This is a genomic window from Orlajensenia flava (genome assembly GCF_004801905.1).
Classification (GTDB): Bacteria; Actinomycetota; Actinomycetes; order Actinomycetales; family Microbacteriaceae; genus Orlajensenia; species Orlajensenia flava.
In genome coordinates, this window is record NZ_SSSN01000003.1 from 239,762 (window position 1) to 256,090 (window position 16,329).

Annotated in this window: 11 protein-coding genes and 1 tRNA gene; 7 read left to right on the top strand and 5 right to left on the bottom strand. The window is 70.1% G+C overall.

Features of this window, described 5'->3' with window-relative positions:
- The 4 genes from cydD to E6C70_RS03005 all read left to right on the top strand — a co-directional run bounded on the left by cydD (position 1) and on the right by E6C70_RS03005 (position 4,977).
- A complete protein-coding gene (gene cydD / locus E6C70_RS02990) occupies positions 1-1,635 on the top strand; it encodes a thiol reductant ABC exporter subunit CydD (RefSeq protein WP_136422088.1) in 1,635 nt (544 codons plus the stop codon).
- Positions 1,628-3,307 carry a thiol reductant ABC exporter subunit CydC gene (cydC, locus tag E6C70_RS02995; protein ID WP_136422090.1) on the top strand — a complete coding sequence of 560 codons (1,680 nt, stop codon included), beginning with the start codon at positions 1,628-1,630 and terminating at the stop codon, positions 3,305-3,307. Before cydD ends, cydC begins: the two co-directional genes overlap by 8 nt.
- Positions 3,308-3,412: 105 nt before the next feature.
- A complete protein-coding gene (locus E6C70_RS03000) occupies positions 3,413-3,892 on the top strand; it encodes an Lrp/AsnC family transcriptional regulator (RefSeq protein ID WP_136422092.1) in 480 nt (159 codons plus the stop codon).
- The gene (locus E6C70_RS03005) at positions 3,871-4,977 is read left to right on the top strand and encodes a VIT1/CCC1 transporter family protein (protein ID WP_136422094.1); all 1,107 of its coding nucleotides are present in this window, start codon (positions 3,871-3,873) and stop codon (positions 4,975-4,977) included. The genes E6C70_RS03000 and E6C70_RS03005 overlap by 22 nt, the downstream gene beginning before the upstream one ends.
- A 211-nt stretch (positions 4,978-5,188) precedes the next feature.
- On the opposite strand, the gene E6C70_RS03010 is transcribed toward E6C70_RS03005, so the two are convergent.
- From E6C70_RS03010 to imuA', 4 genes are read right to left on the bottom strand one after another with little or no spacing between them, the layout of a single operon-like run.
- Positions 5,189-6,031: a DUF3097 domain-containing protein gene (locus E6C70_RS03010; RefSeq protein WP_136422096.1), complete on the bottom strand. Its 843-nt coding sequence runs from the start codon at positions 6,029-6,031 to the stop codon at positions 5,189-5,191.
- 9 nt (positions 6,032-6,040) lie between these two features.
- Entirely contained in the window at positions 6,041-9,442 is a 3,402-nt protein-coding gene (locus E6C70_RS03015; protein WP_136422098.1) for an error-prone DNA polymerase, read from the bottom strand.
- Positions 9,442-11,004, bottom strand: coding sequence for a DNA polymerase Y family protein (locus E6C70_RS03020; RefSeq protein WP_136422100.1), 1,563 nt, complete (start codon positions 11,002-11,004; stop codon positions 9,442-9,444). Before E6C70_RS03020 ends, E6C70_RS03015 begins: the two co-directional genes overlap by 1 nt.
- Positions 11,001-11,705 (bottom strand): DnaE2-dependent mutagenesis accessory factor ImuA', encoded by a 705-nt coding sequence (imuA', locus tag E6C70_RS03025; protein WP_136422102.1) that lies wholly within the window; start codon positions 11,703-11,705, stop codon positions 11,001-11,003. The genes E6C70_RS03020 and imuA' overlap by 4 nt, the downstream gene beginning before the upstream one ends.
- A gap of 159 nt (positions 11,706-11,864) precedes the next feature.
- Here imuA' and E6C70_RS03030 point away from each other — a divergent pair, with 159 nt between their 5' ends.
- Positions 11,865-13,682: a glycoside hydrolase family 15 protein gene (locus E6C70_RS03030; RefSeq protein WP_136422104.1), complete on the top strand. Its 1,818-nt coding sequence runs from the start codon at positions 11,865-11,867 to the stop codon at positions 13,680-13,682.
- A gap of 52 nt (positions 13,683-13,734) precedes the next feature.
- Here E6C70_RS03030 and E6C70_RS03035 read toward each other — a convergent pair.
- A tRNA-Leu gene (locus E6C70_RS03035) sits at positions 13,735-13,818 on the bottom strand.
- Positions 13,819-13,941: 123 nt separating this feature from the next.
- Here E6C70_RS03035 and E6C70_RS03040 point away from each other — a divergent pair.
- Positions 13,942-15,246, top strand: coding sequence for a M20/M25/M40 family metallo-hydrolase (locus E6C70_RS03040; protein ID WP_136422105.1), 1,305 nt, complete (start codon positions 13,942-13,944; stop codon positions 15,244-15,246).
- 22 nt (positions 15,247-15,268) lie between these two features.
- Positions 15,269-16,123, top strand: a complete 855-nt coding sequence (locus tag E6C70_RS03045) for an undecaprenyl-diphosphate phosphatase (protein WP_136422107.1) — start codon at positions 15,269-15,271, stop codon at positions 16,121-16,123.
- The last annotated feature ends 206 nt before the right edge of the window (positions 16,124-16,329 follow it).

The window sequence follows — 16,329 nt, forward strand, 5'->3', positions numbered from 1 at the left end:
GTGAAACCGCTCGATCCTCGCCTGCTCCGGCGCGCGAGCGCAGCGCGATCCTTCCTCGCCGTGGGGGCGGTGGTCGGCATCGTCCAGACGATCGCGATCGTGACGTTCGCCTGGTGCACCGCACAGCTCATCTCCCGCGCAGTCGACGGGGCCACCCTCGCCGAGCTCGCGCCATTCCTCGGCGGTCTGGCGGCGGCCGTCCTCGTGCGAGGGTCGACGATCTGGGGAACGGATGCCGCAGCCGCATCCGCCTCAGCGCGGGTGAAGATGCAGTTGCGCTCCGCAGCGCTCGACGCCATCGCGCGACACGGACCCGACGCCGCCCACGAGCGCGGGGCCGGGCCGCTGACGACCGTCCTGGCCGGAGGTCTCGACGCGCTCGACGGCTACTTCGGCAAGTACGTGCCGCAACTCATCCTCACCGCGGTTGCCACCCCGATCATCGTCCTCGTCATGCTGTGGCAGGACCCGCTGAGCGGCATCATCGTCATCGTCGCGCTGCCGCTCATCCCGCTGTTCATGGTGCTCATCGGCCGGGCGACGCAGACGGTGCAGGCGAAGCAGTGGAGGACGCTGCAGTACCTCTCCGCGTCGTTCCTGGACGTGGTCGGCGGCCTCGCGACGCTGAAGATCTTCGGCCGGGAGGATCGCCAGCGCGAGCGGATGGCGCGCATCGGCGAAGAGTATCGGGTCGAGACGATGAAGGTGCTGCGGGTGAGCTTCCTCAGCGGCTTCGTCCTGGAGATCGGCGCGAGTCTGTCGGTCGCGCTCGTCGCGGTCCAGATCGGGTTGCGCCTGCTGGACGGGCAACTGCCGCTCGCGGTGGGCCTGTTCGTGCTGCTGCTCGCCCCCGAGGCGTTCCTGCCGGTCCGTGCCGTGGGCACCCAGTTCCACGCCGCCGCTGACGGGATCGCAGCCGCCGATGACGTGTTGGACCTCATCCAGGACCCGGATGTCGACCCCCCGACGCGGATGACGATGTCGGGCACTGCGTCGCAGACGACCGTACCGGGCCGCGACCTCGTGCTCGCCGACGTGAGCGTCGTCCGGTCGACGCGCCCGGTCGTCTCCGAACAGAGCGCCACGCTGGCACCGGGCACGTTCGTCGTCGTCGTGGGACCGAGCGGCGCGGGCAAATCCAGCCTGTTGAGGGCGGTGGCCGGACTCTCGGCGCACGGCGGTTCGATCTTGCTCGGAGGGCGTCCCGTGGAACGGGCCGACGTCGCCTGGGCCGGACAACGAGCCGGGCTCACGGTCGGAAGTGTCGCGGCCAATGTCGCATTGGGCGACGACCGGCCGGAGTCCGACGCCGTGCGTGCCGCCCTCGACGACGTCGCCCTCGACGGCCTGGACGCAGATACCGTGCTCGACGCCACCGCCAGCGGGCTGTCGGGTGGGCAATCGCAGCGTGTGGCCATCGCCCGCGCCCTCTACCGAGCCAGGACTCGAGACTGCGCGCTGCTGCTGCTCGACGAGCCGAGCTCCGCCCTCGACCTCGACACGGAGCGCCGGCTGCTCTCCACCCTCCGCTCAGAGGCGGCATCCGGTCGCGTCGTCATGGTCGTGACGCACCGTCCCGCCCTCATCGAGGCGGCGGACGCCGTCATCACGCTCGAGGTGGCCGCGTATGTCTGAGCGGACCGACCGCGGATTCACGACTCGCCAGGTGCTGGCGCTCGCCCAGCCGTCAGCACGACGATTCGTGCCCGGCGTACTGCTCGGACTCCTGGGCGGCGGCTCCGCCGTCGCCCTCCTGGCCTCGTCAGCCTGGTTGATCACCCGCGCCGCGGAGCAACCGTCGATCGTCTACGTGCAGGTGGCCGTCGTCGGCGTGCGAGCCTTCGCCATCTTCCGCGGCGTCTTCCGCTACAGCGACAGGCTGGTCAGCCACGATGCCGCCCTCGGGCAGCTCGGACGGCTTCGGGGTGCGCTGCTCGATCGACTCATTCCCTCAGCGCCCGATGGGCTGACGGGAATCGGGCGGGGAGACCTGCTCACCCGGTTCGCACGGGATGTCGATCAGTTGCAGGACCTCCCGCTGCGTGTGCTGCAGCCGGCGATCGTGTCGGTGGCCGTCGCACTCGGTTCCGTCGTGGCGGTCGGTTTCATCAGCCCGGTCGCCGCCGTGTGGTTGGGCGTCTGCCTGGTCGTCGCCTTCGTGGTGGGGACCCTCGGGCACGCCGCCATCGGGGCCGCCGCCGAACGTCGGGTCGCACCCCTCCGCGGAGAGCTGGCCGGAGAGGTGTTCGATGCGCTCGGCTCGATCGACGAGCTGATCGCCTTCGAAGCACTCGACGCCCGGCTCGCGCGCATCCGTTCGGTCGATGCGCGCTTGAGGGCGGCCGAACGACGATCGGCGCGCGGTGCCGGAGCGGCGGCGGCGGTGTTCTCGCTCGCGGCTGGAGCCGCGACCGCGATGGCGATCGTCGTGGCGGTACCGGAGCTGCTCGCCGGCGGCATCACCGGACCGGAGCTCGCCGTGCTGGCGCTCATCCCTCTGGCGGTCTTCGACGTGGTCGGCGTGGTGCCCGGTGCCGTGTCGTCGTGGCGAGCGGTGCGATCCAGTGCAGAACGGGTGGCGGCCGCCGTGCCGTCGGCGACGCCTGCCGGTGTCGTCAGTGATGACGAGACGGATGCCGATCGCGCCGTCGACCCGCCCCGGGCCCGATCGATCACGTTGTCCGGCCTCCGCGCTCGCTGGCCGGGCGGCGCGGAGATCGGTCCGATCGAACTGCGGCTGGACGCCGGAGACCGGGTGCTGATCACGGGGGAGAGCGGATCGGGCAAGACCACGCTCGCCCACGCCCTCGTGCGCTTCCTCGACTACGAGGGCGGCTACCGGGTGGGAGAGGCCGACGCGCGGGTGCTCGGCTCTCGTCGCGTGCGTCGCTCGGTCGGTCTGTGCGAGCAGTCGCCGTGGTTGTTCGACTCCGACATCCGCCAGAACCTCCTGTTCGCCCGGGACACCGCGAGCGATGTCGAACTCATGGCGGTGCTCGATCGCGTCGGGCTGGCCGGATGGGCGGCCGATCGCGGTGGGCTCTCGGCATCCGTCGGCGAACGCGGCGCTCTCGTCTCGGGAGGGCAGGCGCAACGCATCGCCCTCGCACGAGCGCTGCTCGCGGACTTCCCCGTGCTCGTCGTCGACGAGCCGACCGCCGGCGTCGACGTGGAGCGGGCGGATGCTCTGCTGCGTGACCTGCTCGCTGCATCGGGGGACCGCGCCGTCCTGCTCATCTCGCACACGCCCGTGGCCGACGGACTCGTGGGCCGCCGGTTGAGGATGGTCGACGGCGTGCTGGTCTGAGCGAGGCCGTTCCCAGCTTTTCGGGCACCCGTATCGGGAACGAGGGGGACTCCCGTGCGCGTTAGGGTTCTCGAGAAGGTGATCCACCGACGAGGGGCAGGCGCAGTGGAATCGAAGAGGAACGAGCTCGACCGGGTGGATCGGGCGCTGCTGCGCGCCCTCTCCGTCAACGCGCGGGCGTCGGGATCGGCTCTGGCCGCGGAGGTGGGCGTCGCGGAGTCGACCGTCTCGTTGCGCCTGCGCCGCCTGCAGAACCTGGGCTACATCCGCGGCTACCACGCCGACATCGACCTCGCCACGCTGGGTGCGTCGCTGCAGGCGCTCATCGCCGTTCGACTGGTCAAGCACGCGCGCGACGAGATCGACGCCTTCCGAGCCGCCGCACCCCACCTTCCGGGCGTGCTCGGACTGTTCCACATGGCGGGCGCGGACGACTACCTGCTGCACGTTGCCGCCCACGATGCCACGGAGCTGCGGGACTTCGTGCTCACCCACCTCACGGGCCACGCCGCCGTCGCCCACACCGAGACGAACCTCATCTTCGAGCATGTCGAGGGAGACGGATGGCAGGAGCTGCTGGAGTGAACGACGTGACGACACAGCATTCGACCGCTGACCTGCGGCGGTGGCGCAAGTACCTCGCCGACGAACGCGCCGAGGCGGCGGTGTATCGGGAGCTCGCCGGCCGCCGATCGGGCGAGGAGCGTGCCATCCTGCTCGCCCTCGCGGATGCCGAGGGCCGTCACGAGGCGCACTGGGCGGCCTTGCTGGGCGACGACATCGGCAAGCCCGTGCGCGCCGACGCGCGCACGCGGTTCCTCGCGGTGCTCGCACGGCGCTTCGGCTCGGTGTTCGTGCTGGCCCTCGCGCAGCGCGCGGAAGCACGGTCGCCCTACGCCGACGATCCGCAAGCCACCCCGGCGATGGCCGCCGACGAGCGCATCCACGCCGAGGTCGTCCGCGGGCTGGCTGCACGCGGACGCAAACGCCTCTCGGGAACTTTCCGAGCGGCCGTGTTCGGCGCCAACGACGGCCTGGTCTCCAACCTCGCCCTCGTGCTCGGCATCGCGGCCACCGGTGTCGAGAACTCGTTCGTTCTGTTCAGCGGAATCGCCGGCCTGCTCGCGGGCGCCCTGTCAATGGGGGCGGGCGAGTACGTCTCGGTACGGTCGCAGCGCGAGCTGCTCGAGGCATCCTCACCCGACCCGGAGACCGACCACGTCATGCCCGACCTGGATGTCGGCGCCAACGAACTCGCGCTGGTCTACCGTGCCAGGGGGCTCAGCCCTGAAGCCGCCGCCCGACGTGCCGAGCGCGTCCTCACGGCCATCACGGCGCAGGAGCAGCCCGCGCTGACGGGACCGATCGAAGCCGTCGACGACCACGAGGCCATCGGCACCGGACTCGGCGCCGCGTTCTCGAGTTTCTGCTTCTTCGCGTCGGGGGCGCTCATCCCGATCCTGCCGTTCATCTTCGGCATGCAGGGAGTGCCCGCGCTCATCGTGTCGGTCGTGCTCGTGGGCATCGCGCTCATCGTTACGGGCGCCGTCGTCGGACTGCTCTCGGGTGCTCCGCCGCTCATGCGCGCGCTGCGTCAGCTGGCGATCGGATGGGGCGCCGCCCTCGTCACCTACCTGCTCGGTTTGCTCTTCGGCGCCACCCTCGGCTGAGCTCCTCGCCGCGCCCGCTTCCTCGTCCGATCTCGCTGCTGCCCACCGCCGTCGCGCCGTCCGTCGTGCCGTCCGTCGCGTCGCCGTTCGCTGCGCCAGTTCGCCACGGTGCGCGTTAGCTGAAGTGGCGCCAGCGCCGACCAACTGGCGCGCAGGGTCGGATGGAGCCCGCGGGAGCGAAGGGGTGATCGGGTAGGTCGGGCAGGGGCGCTCAGGCGGGTTCGGTGACGAAGTCGATCAACTGCTCGACCCGGCCGAGCAACGCGGGTTCGAGGTCGGCGAAGGTGCGCACCTGACCGAGGATGCGCTGCCAGGCTCGCGCGATGTCGGCCTGCTCCTCGTGCGGCCAGCCGAGCGCTTCGCAGATGCCGTGCTTCCACTCCGTCCCGCGCGGGATATCCGGCCACGCGCGCCAGCCGAGTCGCTCGGGCTTCACGGCCTGCCAGACGTCGATGTACGGATGCCCCACCACCAGCACGTGAGCGCCGAAGGGGCCGCGGGCGACAGCATCCGCGATCCGGCTCTCCTTCGAGTTCGGCACGAGGTGGTCGACGAGCACGCCGACGCGCCGGTCGCGTGATGGCGCGAACTCGCGCACGATCGCATCCAGGTCGTCGACGCCCTCGAGGTATTCGACGACGACACCCTCGACGCGCAGGTCGGCGCCCCACACCTTCTCGACCAGTTCGGCGTCGTGACGTCCCTCGACGAAGATGCGGCTGGGCAGCGCCACCCGGGCGCGGTCGGACGCCGCGGCGAACGAGCCGGATGCGGTGCGCGCCCGACCGGCCGGCTGCTTCGCGACCGGTGCGACCAGCACCACGGATGCGCCGTCGATCATGAAGCCGGGGCCCAGCGGGAACAGTCGTGTCTTGCCGAAGCGATCCTCGAGGGTCACGATGTTCTTCTCGATGCCGAGCACTGCTCCGCAGAATCCCGTGGCGATCTCCTCCACTACGAGATCACGGGTGGCTTCGCGCCGGGGGAGCACGGGCCGTCCGACCGCTCGCCAGTCTCCCGAGAGGACGTCGGACCCATACCTGTCGTCATGCACCTCTCGACGCTAACGGAAGTCGCGGCTGCGACCGTGAGCCGTCACGGTGAGTGGCTCGAATCGATCGGCGACGAGGTTGATCACCCCCTCCTCGCTGCGCTCCAGCATGCCCCGCACCACGAGGGCGGGCGATTCGCGGGCGACACGGCGGTAGCGCGTCCACACGCCCACCCCCGCTATCACGTTGAGCGTCCCGGTCTCGTCCTCGATGTTGAGGAACGTGATGCCTCCCGCCGTCGCCGGTCGCTGCCGGTGCGTCACCACCCCGCCCACCTCGATCCGCCTGCCGTTCTCGGCCTCACGGAGGGCGGACACCGGCAGTGCACCTCGGGCGGCCAGGCCCGTTCGCACGTGACGGATGGGGTGGTCGTCGGGCGAGATGCCCGTCGCCCACAGGTCGTAGACCACCTGCTCGGCCTCGGTGAGCATCGGCAGCAGCGGAGGCTGAATCACCACCACGGAACCGGCGAGGAAGTTCGCGCGATCCTGCGCGGCATCGCCCGCGGTCCAGAGCGCTTCGCGGCGTTCCAGGCCGAACGACTCGAACGCTCCGGCCGCGGAGAGCGACTCCATCTGCTCGACGCTCAGCCCGATGCGCCGTGACAGGTCGGACATGCTGAGATAGTCGCCATGGGCGCGACGCTCGACGACGATGCGCTCGGCCAGCGCCTTCCCGATTCCCTTCACCTCGGCGAGCCCGAGCCGGACGGCGAAGCCGCCATCGCGACGGTGCGCCTCCGATTCATCCGGCGCGTGCCGGTCGAACCGGCCCGGATGCGGCTGCTCCCTCTCGAGACAGCTGTCGCGGCCGGTGGCTCCGGTCTCGCCCGCCACGAGCGGTTCAAGCACGGCGTGCGCATCCGATCGCCTGATGTCGGGACGGTGCACCAGCACCCCATGCCGCCGGGCATCGGCGGTGAGCGTCTGCGGTGAGTAGAACCCCATCGGCTGGGCCCTCAGCAGTGCGGCGAGGAAGGCCGCCGGGTAGTGCAGCTTGAACCAGCTCGATGCGTAGACCAGCAGTCCGAAGCTGATGGAGTGGCTCTCGGCGAACCCGAAGTTGGCGAACGCCTCGATCTTGGCGTAGATGACGTCGGCCGTCGCCTCGTCGATGCCGTTGCCCGCCATGCCCGCGTAGAGCTTGGCCTTGAGGGTGCTGATCTTCTCCACGCCCCGCTTGGATCCCATCGCCCGCCTCAGCAGGTCGGCATCCTCCGCCGTGCAGCCGCCCACCGCCATGGCCATCTGCATCAGCTGCTCCTGGAACAGCGGGATGCCCTTGGTGCGCTCCAGTACGGGCTCCAGCTTGGGATGCAGGTAGGTCACCTTCTCCTTACCGGTCGCCCGGCGGATGTACGGATGAACGGCACCGCCCTGCACCGGACCCGGACGGATGAGCGCGATCTCCACCACCAGGTCGTAGAACCGCCGTGGCTGCAGGCGGGGGAGTGTTCCCATCTGAGCCCGGCTCTCCACCTGGAACACGCCGATCGAGTCGGCCCGGCAGAGCATGTCGTAGACCGCCGGCTCCTCCTTGGGGATGGTGTCGAGCTCCCAGCGCTCGCCCACGGCTTGGGCGACGGAGTCGAAGGTGTACTGCAGGGCGGCGAGCATGCCCAGGCCGAGCAGGTCGAACTTGACCAACCCCATCCAGGCGCAGTCCTCCTTGTCCCACTGCAGCACGGTGCGGTCCTTCATGCGGGCGTGCTCGATGGGGCACACCTCCCCGACGGGCCGGTCGGTGAGGACCATCCCTCCCGAATGGATGCCGAGGTGCCGCGGAAAAGTGAGCAGCTGCTGGGCGAGGTCGATCACCGGGGCCGGGATGTCGTGGTCGTAGCTGTTGATCTCGGCACCCCAGCGCTCCACCTGCTTGGTCCAGGCATCCTGCTGCCCCCCGCTGAACCCGAGCGCCTTGGCCATGTCGCGCACAGCCGCCTTCGGGCGGTAGCTGATGACGTTGGCCACCTGTGCGGCATTGTGGCGGCCGTACTTGCCGTAGACGTACTGGATGACCTCCTCGCGCCGGTCGGAGTCGAAGTCGACATCGATGTCGGGCTCCTCGTTGCGCATGCTGGAGAGGAACCGCTCGAACGGCAGCTCGAAGAAGATCGAGTCGACGGCGGTGATGTCCAGTGTGAAGCAGACCGCCGAGTTCGCCGCCGACCCTCGCCCTTGGCAGAGGATGCCGAGCCGGCGGGCTTCCTGCACGATGTCGTGCACGATGAGGAAGTAGCCGGGGAAGTCCTTCAGCTCGATGATGTCGAGCTCCTTCTCCAGCCGGTCGCGCACCGAGGCGGGGATGCCCGGGTACTTGCGAGCGGCGCCGTTCCAGACCAGCTCGCGCAACCAGCTCATGGGGGTGTGCCCGGCCGGGACCTCCTGTCTCGGCAGCTTCGGGCGGGCGCTGCGCAGCGTGAAGCCGAGGTCGTCGGCCAGTTCGACGCTGCGCTGCACGGCGCCGGGGAACCGGGCGAACCGCACGGCCATCTCGGCACCACTGCGCAGGTGGGCTCCAGCGGCGGCGGGGAGCCAGCCGTCCATCTCGTCGAGGCTGCGTCGTGCGCGCACGGCGGCGAGGGCGGCGGCCAACTCGTGCTCGGCGGGGGTCGCGTAGTGCACGGCGCCCGTCGCGACCACGGGCAGGCCGGCGGATGCGGCGAGCTCGGCGAGGGCGTCGTTGGTGGCGCCGTCCTGTGGATGGCCGTGGTCGAACAGCTCGACCACGACGTTGTCGCGCCCGAACAGATCGATCAGGCCGGTCAACTCCCGGCGCGCGGCGTCGATGCCGCCGCGTGCCAGAGCCTGCCGCACGGCACCCTTGCGGCATCCGGTCAGCACCAGCCAGTGCCCGCCGGCCTGCGCCGCCAGGGTGTCGAGGTCGTAGGTGGGATTGCCCTTCTCGCCCCCCGCCAGCTGGCCGGCGGTGATGGCCGAGGCCAGCCGATGGTAGCCCTCCTCCCGCCGGGCGAGCACGAGCAGGTGACTGCCCTCGGGGTCGGCGATGCCGTTCTGCGGACTGCCGAGGCCGAGCGAGAGCTCCGCGCCGAACACGGTGCGCATCTCGGGGTAGCTCTCGGCCGCCTCGGCCAGACGCACGATGCCGTAGAAGCCGTCGTGATCGGTGATGCCGATGCCGTGCAACTGCAGTCGCTGCGCCTCCTCAAGCAGCTGCTCGGGGGAGGATGCGCCGTCGAGGAAGCTGAAATGGGAGTGCAGGTGAAGTTCGGCGTACGGCACCACCGGGCCGTCGACGGCGGCGATCTGCTTGGGCCGGTACGGGTGCCGCTTGCGCGACCAGCCGGGGGAGTCGCCGCCGTCGGCGATGACGGCGGGGCCACCCGGGCGTCGCACGTCGGAGAGGGTGCGCTCCAACTCCGACCAGGAGATGGAGGGGTTGTTGAATCCCATCAGTCGTACCTCGCCTCGGCCTGCCAGCCTTCACCGGCACCGTCGAGCATCAGCAGCCAGGCGTCGCCGTGCTCGTCCACCAGCTGCAGACGATGCACCCGACGCGACGCTGCGGCATCCCACCAGCGCTCCACCACCGGCCACGGACCCGCCCAGGCCTGGACGCGATGGACCCCTGCGCCGCGCGCGGCCGGGCTGAACGCGGCAGGATCGCCCACCAGCATTCCGCGGTCGTCGACGGCGACGTCGACTCCGGCATCCGTCATCAGGCGCACCGGATGCCGCTCGCGGAACACGGTGGCCGGCGCCAGTTCGGGAAGACTGCCCGGCCACGGCCGTGCGGCGCTCCGCACGCGCTCCTCGGGCGGCGCGTCGCCCCACGGCACGAGGATCTGACGCTCGGCGAGCATCCGCCCGCCCCCGATCGTCGCGGTGAGCACCCCCTCGTGGCCGAGCATGCTCTGCACCCGAGTGAGCCCGTGGTGCACCCGCTCGTCGGGGCCGGAGCCCCACAGCCCCTCCTCGTGGTTGCCGGTGGAGTCGACACGCTCAGGCGTGACGCGCACCGCGGCAACAGCGGAGCGCAGGCCGCTGTCAATGGCGCCGCTGCCCTGCAACTGCCAGCGCACCCGGTCGAGCACGTCGGCGGCCGTGAACCAGCGCGGATGCAGCCAGCTGCGCTCCGACAGCTCGCCGGACTCGCTGCGCACCTCGACCCGTACGCCCGTGCACACCAGACGGGCGGAGGTGAGCGCCTCGATGAAGCGGTCCGCCGCCGTACGGAAGCCGAAGCTCACCTGGTCGATGCGGTCCAGCGGCGGCTCGAACTCCACCAGCACCTCGAAGTCCTTCGGCGGGGTGCGTGCCACGACCACCCGGCCGTCGTAGCCGCCCGCTATCGCGTGAGCGTGTGCGGCGACGGCCCCGAATCGGCGCTGCACGTCGACGGCGGGTAGCGCGGCGAACTCGCCGAGGGTGTGCACTCCGAGCCGGCGGAGCAGGACGCCCAGGCGCTCGTCGAGCAGCAGGCCGGCCGGAAGGGGAGCCAGGAAGGCAGCCGAACCCCCGGAGACGACGATGCCGATGCGCTCGGCGTCGCTGCGCCGAGCCGCCTGTTCTGCGGCGAACGGCCCGTCGGCGACGCCCACCCGCGCATCGGCGACACCCTGTTCGCCGAGACACGCCAGCAGGGCCTCGGCTGCTGCCCGTTCGCTGCCGTAGTAGCGGACCGGGCCTCGTGCCCGCACAGCGCAGACGCCCGGCCGCATCAGTTGAACACCCGGCATGATCGTCTCGATGCCGGCGAGCACCGGTTCGAACGCGCGGGCGTCGTGCACGCCGTCGTAGGGGAGCGTGATGAGGCTCGTGCAGCGGGCCTGCGCCTCACGGAGCTTGAGACCCCGGGCGACGCCGTCTCGCCGTGCCGCGGGGGAGCAGGCGAACACGAGTCCGTGTTCGATGAGGGCGACCGGCGCGTCGGCGTCGATGCCGTCGGCACGCATGGCGGCATGCACGGGCCAGTCGGGGCACCACATCACGATGGTGCGGCTGAGGTCTCTCATGCGCTCACCGCCTGAAGTCGTGGAGGCATCGCCGTCTCGTCGACGCGGAAGGCCTGGGCTCCATCGGGCAGCCACAGTCGGGCGCTCCGAGGTCGGCCGGCGCCGAGCCGCCCGGTCGCCGTCACCGTCGCCGTGCGGGCCGTGAGGTAGCCGTGCCCCGAGCCGAGGCCGCTCCATTCACTGCGGCTGATCGAGAGACGAGCCTCGCTCGTCGGCCAGTCGCCGAGCACCACGAGCGCCGTGCCGCGTTGACGGAGCCGGGCGCTCAGCCGGGCGACATCGCCGTCACTCGCCCGCCCCGGTGGCCGCAGCAGCACCACGCCGAGCACATCCACCAGGGCGGCGGTGGCCGTCAGCCACTGCGCACCGGGGTCGGGAACCAGCACCAGTCGCTCGAGATCGATGCCGAACCGAGCCGCAGCCTCCATGCCGAAGTCGGGGACGCCGACGACCCCGCACCACACTCCACTCTGCGACGGACCAGCCAGCACGGCCATCGCCAGGGTCGACGAGCCATCGATCGAGTACGCGGCCCCCTGCCGGAGCGCCCCACCCGGAAGAACTGCGGCGATGGCGGGAGCGGTCGGCAGCGCCGGACTCTCGAGCGTGGTGGCCTGCATTCCACGGATGCGCGACTGCAGTTCGGCCACGCGCTGGGCGGCGCCGTCCCGCTCGGCGGGGGATACTGCTACAGCGGCCATGGACACCCTTCCATCTTCGAACGTTTGTTCTAATGAGTCAACCGCGAGCCACCGACACGGATGCCGATCACGAGCGCAACCCCGCGGGTCAAGCCCTGCGCCGACCTAGCATGAGCACATGACCGCCGCGCCCAGACCCGAACCCCGCGAGATCGTTCGATGAGCCGACCCATCGAGGACTACGCACTCATCAGCAACTCGCGCACCGCCGCCCTCGTCGGAAGCGACGGCTCCATCGACTGGCTCTGCCTGCCGCGCTACGACTCCGGATCGACCTTCGGCGCCCTGCTCGGCGACGAGAGCCACGGCCAGTGGGTGCTGCGACCCGTCGACCCCGACGCCACCGTCGAGCGGCACTACGACGCCGACTCGTTCACCCTCATCAGCCACTGGACCACCACGGACGGCGAGGTGGAGGTCACCGACGTGATGCCCATCGACGATGACGGCGAGCGCATCGACGTCGTACGGTGCGTGCGCGGGCTGCGCGGTCACGTGCCGATGAGGCAGGAGCTGCGCATCCGTTTCGACTACGCCACCGCCCTGCCCTGGGTGCGGCAGGTGCAGGAGAACGGTCGGCCGGCGCTCGTGGCGTATGCAGGGCCGGACGCCCTCATCGTGCGCGGACCGCGGCTGCACGCCCAGGACCACGCTCACGTCAGCGAGTTCCGGGTGCGGCCCGGCGAGTTCCTTCCCATCCAGCTCAGCTGGTTCCCCTCGCACCGGGAGGCGCCGGAGCCGCTCGACGTCGAGGACGCCATCGCGTCGACCTCGGCATGGTGGGCGGAATGGTCGCGCGACCCCGACTTCGCCGGCGCCTACGACGAGCAGGTGCTGCGATCGCTGCTGACCCTCCGCGCCCTCACCCACCAGGGCACCGGAGGCATCGTGGCTGCCGTGACCACCTCGCTGCCCGAGCAGTTCGGAGGGGAGCGCAACTGGGACTATCGCTACGTCTGGCTGCGAGATGCCGCGCTCACACTGCAGGCGCTGGTCGCGCACGGCTACGTCGCGGAGGGCGAACACTGGCGCGACTGGCTGCTGCGCGCCATCGCCGGCGACCCGAACGACCTGCAGATCATGTACGGGCTCGCGGGGGAGCGCTACCTGCCCGAGCGTGAGCTGACCAGCCTGCCCGGCTACGAGGGGGCGGCTCCCGTCCGCGTGGGCAACGCCGCCGTTGACCAGTATCAGGCCGACGCCATCGGTCACGTCATGGTCGCGCTGCACGCCGTGCGGGCGAGCGGCGTCGACGACACCGAGTTCTCCTGGCCGCTGCAGCGATCCCTGATGGGTTACCTCGAGCGGAACTGGGAGCGTCCCGACCAGGGCATGTGGGAGGTGCGTGGGCCCGCGCGGCACTTCACGCACTCGAGGGTGATGATCTGGGCAGCCCTCGATCGAGCCGTGAAGGCGGTGCGGGACTTCGGCCTGAAGGGCCCCGCCGATCGCTGGGAGAAGCTGCGCGACACCCTCAAGGACGAGATCGACCGCAACGGATACGACGCCGCCCGTGGCTCGTTCGTGCAGTACTACGGCGGAACCGAGATCGACGCCTCCCTCCTGCTGCTCACCGAAGTCGGATTCTGCGAAGCCGACGATCCCCGCATGCTGGGCACCGTCGCGCTCATCGAGAAGGAGTTGATGAGTGGCGGCCTGGTGCACCGCTACCGCACCCAGCGAGGCGTCGATGGGCTGCCGCCGGGGGAGTTCCCCTTCGTGGCCTGCTCGTTCTGGCTCGTGCGTCAGTACGCCCAGTCGGGGCGCATGGACGACGCGCGGAAACTGATGGATCGAATGCTCGGCTTCTGCAACGGCGTGGGCCTGCTCGCCGAGGAGGTCGACCCGGACACCGGCCGGCACGCGGGCAACTTCCCTCAGGCGTTCAGCCATCTCGCCCTGGTCTGGGCGGCGGATGCCATCGGTTCCGCCGAGCGCGCAGACCGTGATCCCGAGGCGGCATCCGGAGGGGTGTGAACGACGAAGGCCCCGGTCATCAGACCGGGGCCTCCACTGTCTCAACACAGTGTGCGCGAAAGGGGACTTGAACCCCTACGCCCGTTAGGGCACTAGCACCTCAAGCTAGCGCGTCTGCCATTTCCGCCACCCGCGCGTGTTGTGAGCGACCCGATTGCTCGCGGCCACGAGGTAAGACATTACCACGTTTCGAGGGTGGCCCTCACACGGAGCACGCCCCCTCAGACGTGCTCACGAAGCCCTCGGGTAGCGTGGCCCCATGCCTGCGAACGAGAGCCTGGAGGCCACCGCGTCCATCGCGCGAGACCTCATCCGCTTCGACACCAGCAACTACGGCGATGGCCGTTCCGAGGGCGAGACGGATGCCGCCGAATACGTCGAAGCGCACCTGCGGCGGATGGGTCTGGAGCCCGCACTCTTCGATGCCGCACCCGGCCGCACGAGCGTCGTCGCGCGCGTGGAGGGGCGCGATCGCAGCAAGCCGGCCCTCGTTCTCCACGGTCATCTCGACGTGGTCCCGGCGGATGCGGCCAGCTGGTCCGTCGACCCGTTCGCCGGCGAGGTCAGGGACGGCATGCTCTGGGGCAGGGGAGCCGTGGACATGAAGAACATGGACGCCATGATGATCGGAGCTCTCGACGACATCCTCGGCTCGGGACGCCGGCCGGAACGCGACCTCGTGATCGCCTTCTTCGCCGATGAGGAGAACGGCGGCATCTTCGGCGCACACTGGCTCGTGGACAACCACCCGCACCTGTTCGCCGGGGCCACCGAGGCGATCAGCGAAGTGGGCGGATACTCCACCATGATCGGCGACCAGCGCGCCTACCTGCTGCAGACGGGCGAGAAGGCTCTGGTCTGGGTCCGACTCGTGGCCCGAGGTCCTGCGGCGCACGGCTCCCGCCTCATCCGCGACAACGCCGTCACGAGGTTGGCGGAGGCCGTCGCCGTCCTCGGCCGCCGCGACTGGCCCATCCGCCTCACCGACACCACGAGCCAACTGCTGGGCGAGGTGGCGCGTATCCTCGGCGCCTCGCCGCAGTCGCTCGGACCCGACGAGCTCGCACTGGCGACGGGTTCGGCATCCGGTTTCATCCAGGCGACGCTCCGCACGACGACCAATCCGACCCGGCTGAGCGCCGGCTACAAGCACAACGTCATCCCCGACCGTGCGGAGGCGACCATCGACATCCGCACGCTGCCGGGGGAGGAGGATGCCGTGCTCGACGAGGTCCGACGTCTGGTGGGCGACGACATCGAGATCCAGGTCACGCATCGCGACGTCGGGCTGGAGAATCCGTTCTCGGGCGACCTCGTCGACGCGGTGAAGGCGACCATCGAGCGGCACGATCCGGGAGCGCCCGTGCTGCCCTATCTGCTCTCGGGCGGCACCGACAACAAGGCGCTCTCCAAGCTCGGAATCGCCGGTTACGGGTTCGCGCCGCTGCGCCTCCCTGCCGATCTCGACTTCCCGGCGATGTTCCACGGTGTCGACGAGCGCGTTCCGCTCGACGCGTTAGTCTTTGGCAGACGGGTGCTGAACGATCTGCTCCTGAGCTACTGATCCCTCGAGCACAAGGCAGACGATGAACTTGCTGAACGCCATCATTCTGGGCTTCGTCCAGGGCCTCACCGAATTCCTCCCCATCTCATCCAGCGCCCACCTGCGCATCGTGGGGGAGTTCCTGGGGACGGGGGCGGATCCCGGTGCCCGCTTCACGGCGATCACCCAGATCGGCACCGAGATCGCCGTGGTGCTGTTCTTCTGGCGCGACATCGTGCGCATCGTCTCGCGGTGGGCGCTCTCGCTCGCACGCAAGGTCCCGCGCGACGACCCCGACGCCCGCATGGGGTGGCTAATCATCATCGGATCGCTGCCCATCATCATCCTCGGCCTGCTGTTCCAGGACCAGATCGAGACGGTGCTGCGCAATCTCTGGATCACCGCGATCATGCTCATCGTCTTCGGCATCCTGCTCGGTGTGGCCGACGCGGTCGGAGCGAAGAACCGTCGCCTGAAGGACCTCACCTACCCGCACGGCATCCTGTACGGGCTGGCGCAGGCCCTCGCCCTCATCCCGGGCGTCTCCCGTTCGGGCGGCACCATCACGATGGGACTGTTCCTCGGCTACGAGCGCAAGGCGGCCGCGCGGTACGCGTTCCTGCTGGCAATCCCCGCCGTGCTCGGCAGCGGCTTCTACCAGGTGTACAAGTCCATCAAGGAGCCGTGCCTGGCCGGCGCGACCAACTGCACTCCCGAGGTGTTCGGCCCGATCGAGACGCTCGTGGCGACCATCGTCGCTTTCATCGTCGGCCTGTTCGTCATCGCCTTCTTCATGCGCTACATCTCACGCCACAGCTTCCTGCCGTTCGTGATCTACCGGGTTGTGGTCGGCATCCTGCTCATGGTCCTGCTGGCGACCGGGCTCCTCGCGGCCTGACCCGCGCCCGCGCCCGCCGCATCGCACCGCGCGGTGCCATAACGCGCATCCCGGCCACAGAAAGTGCCATAGCGCGCATCCGCAGAGATCTCGCCTGCATGCACCAGTCGTCGGTTCGGGCGGAAAGTGCCATAACGCGTATCCCGGCGGCGGGAAGTGCCATAACGCGCATCCGCTCGAAGGGAGTCGGCGAGCCCCCCGAGGGC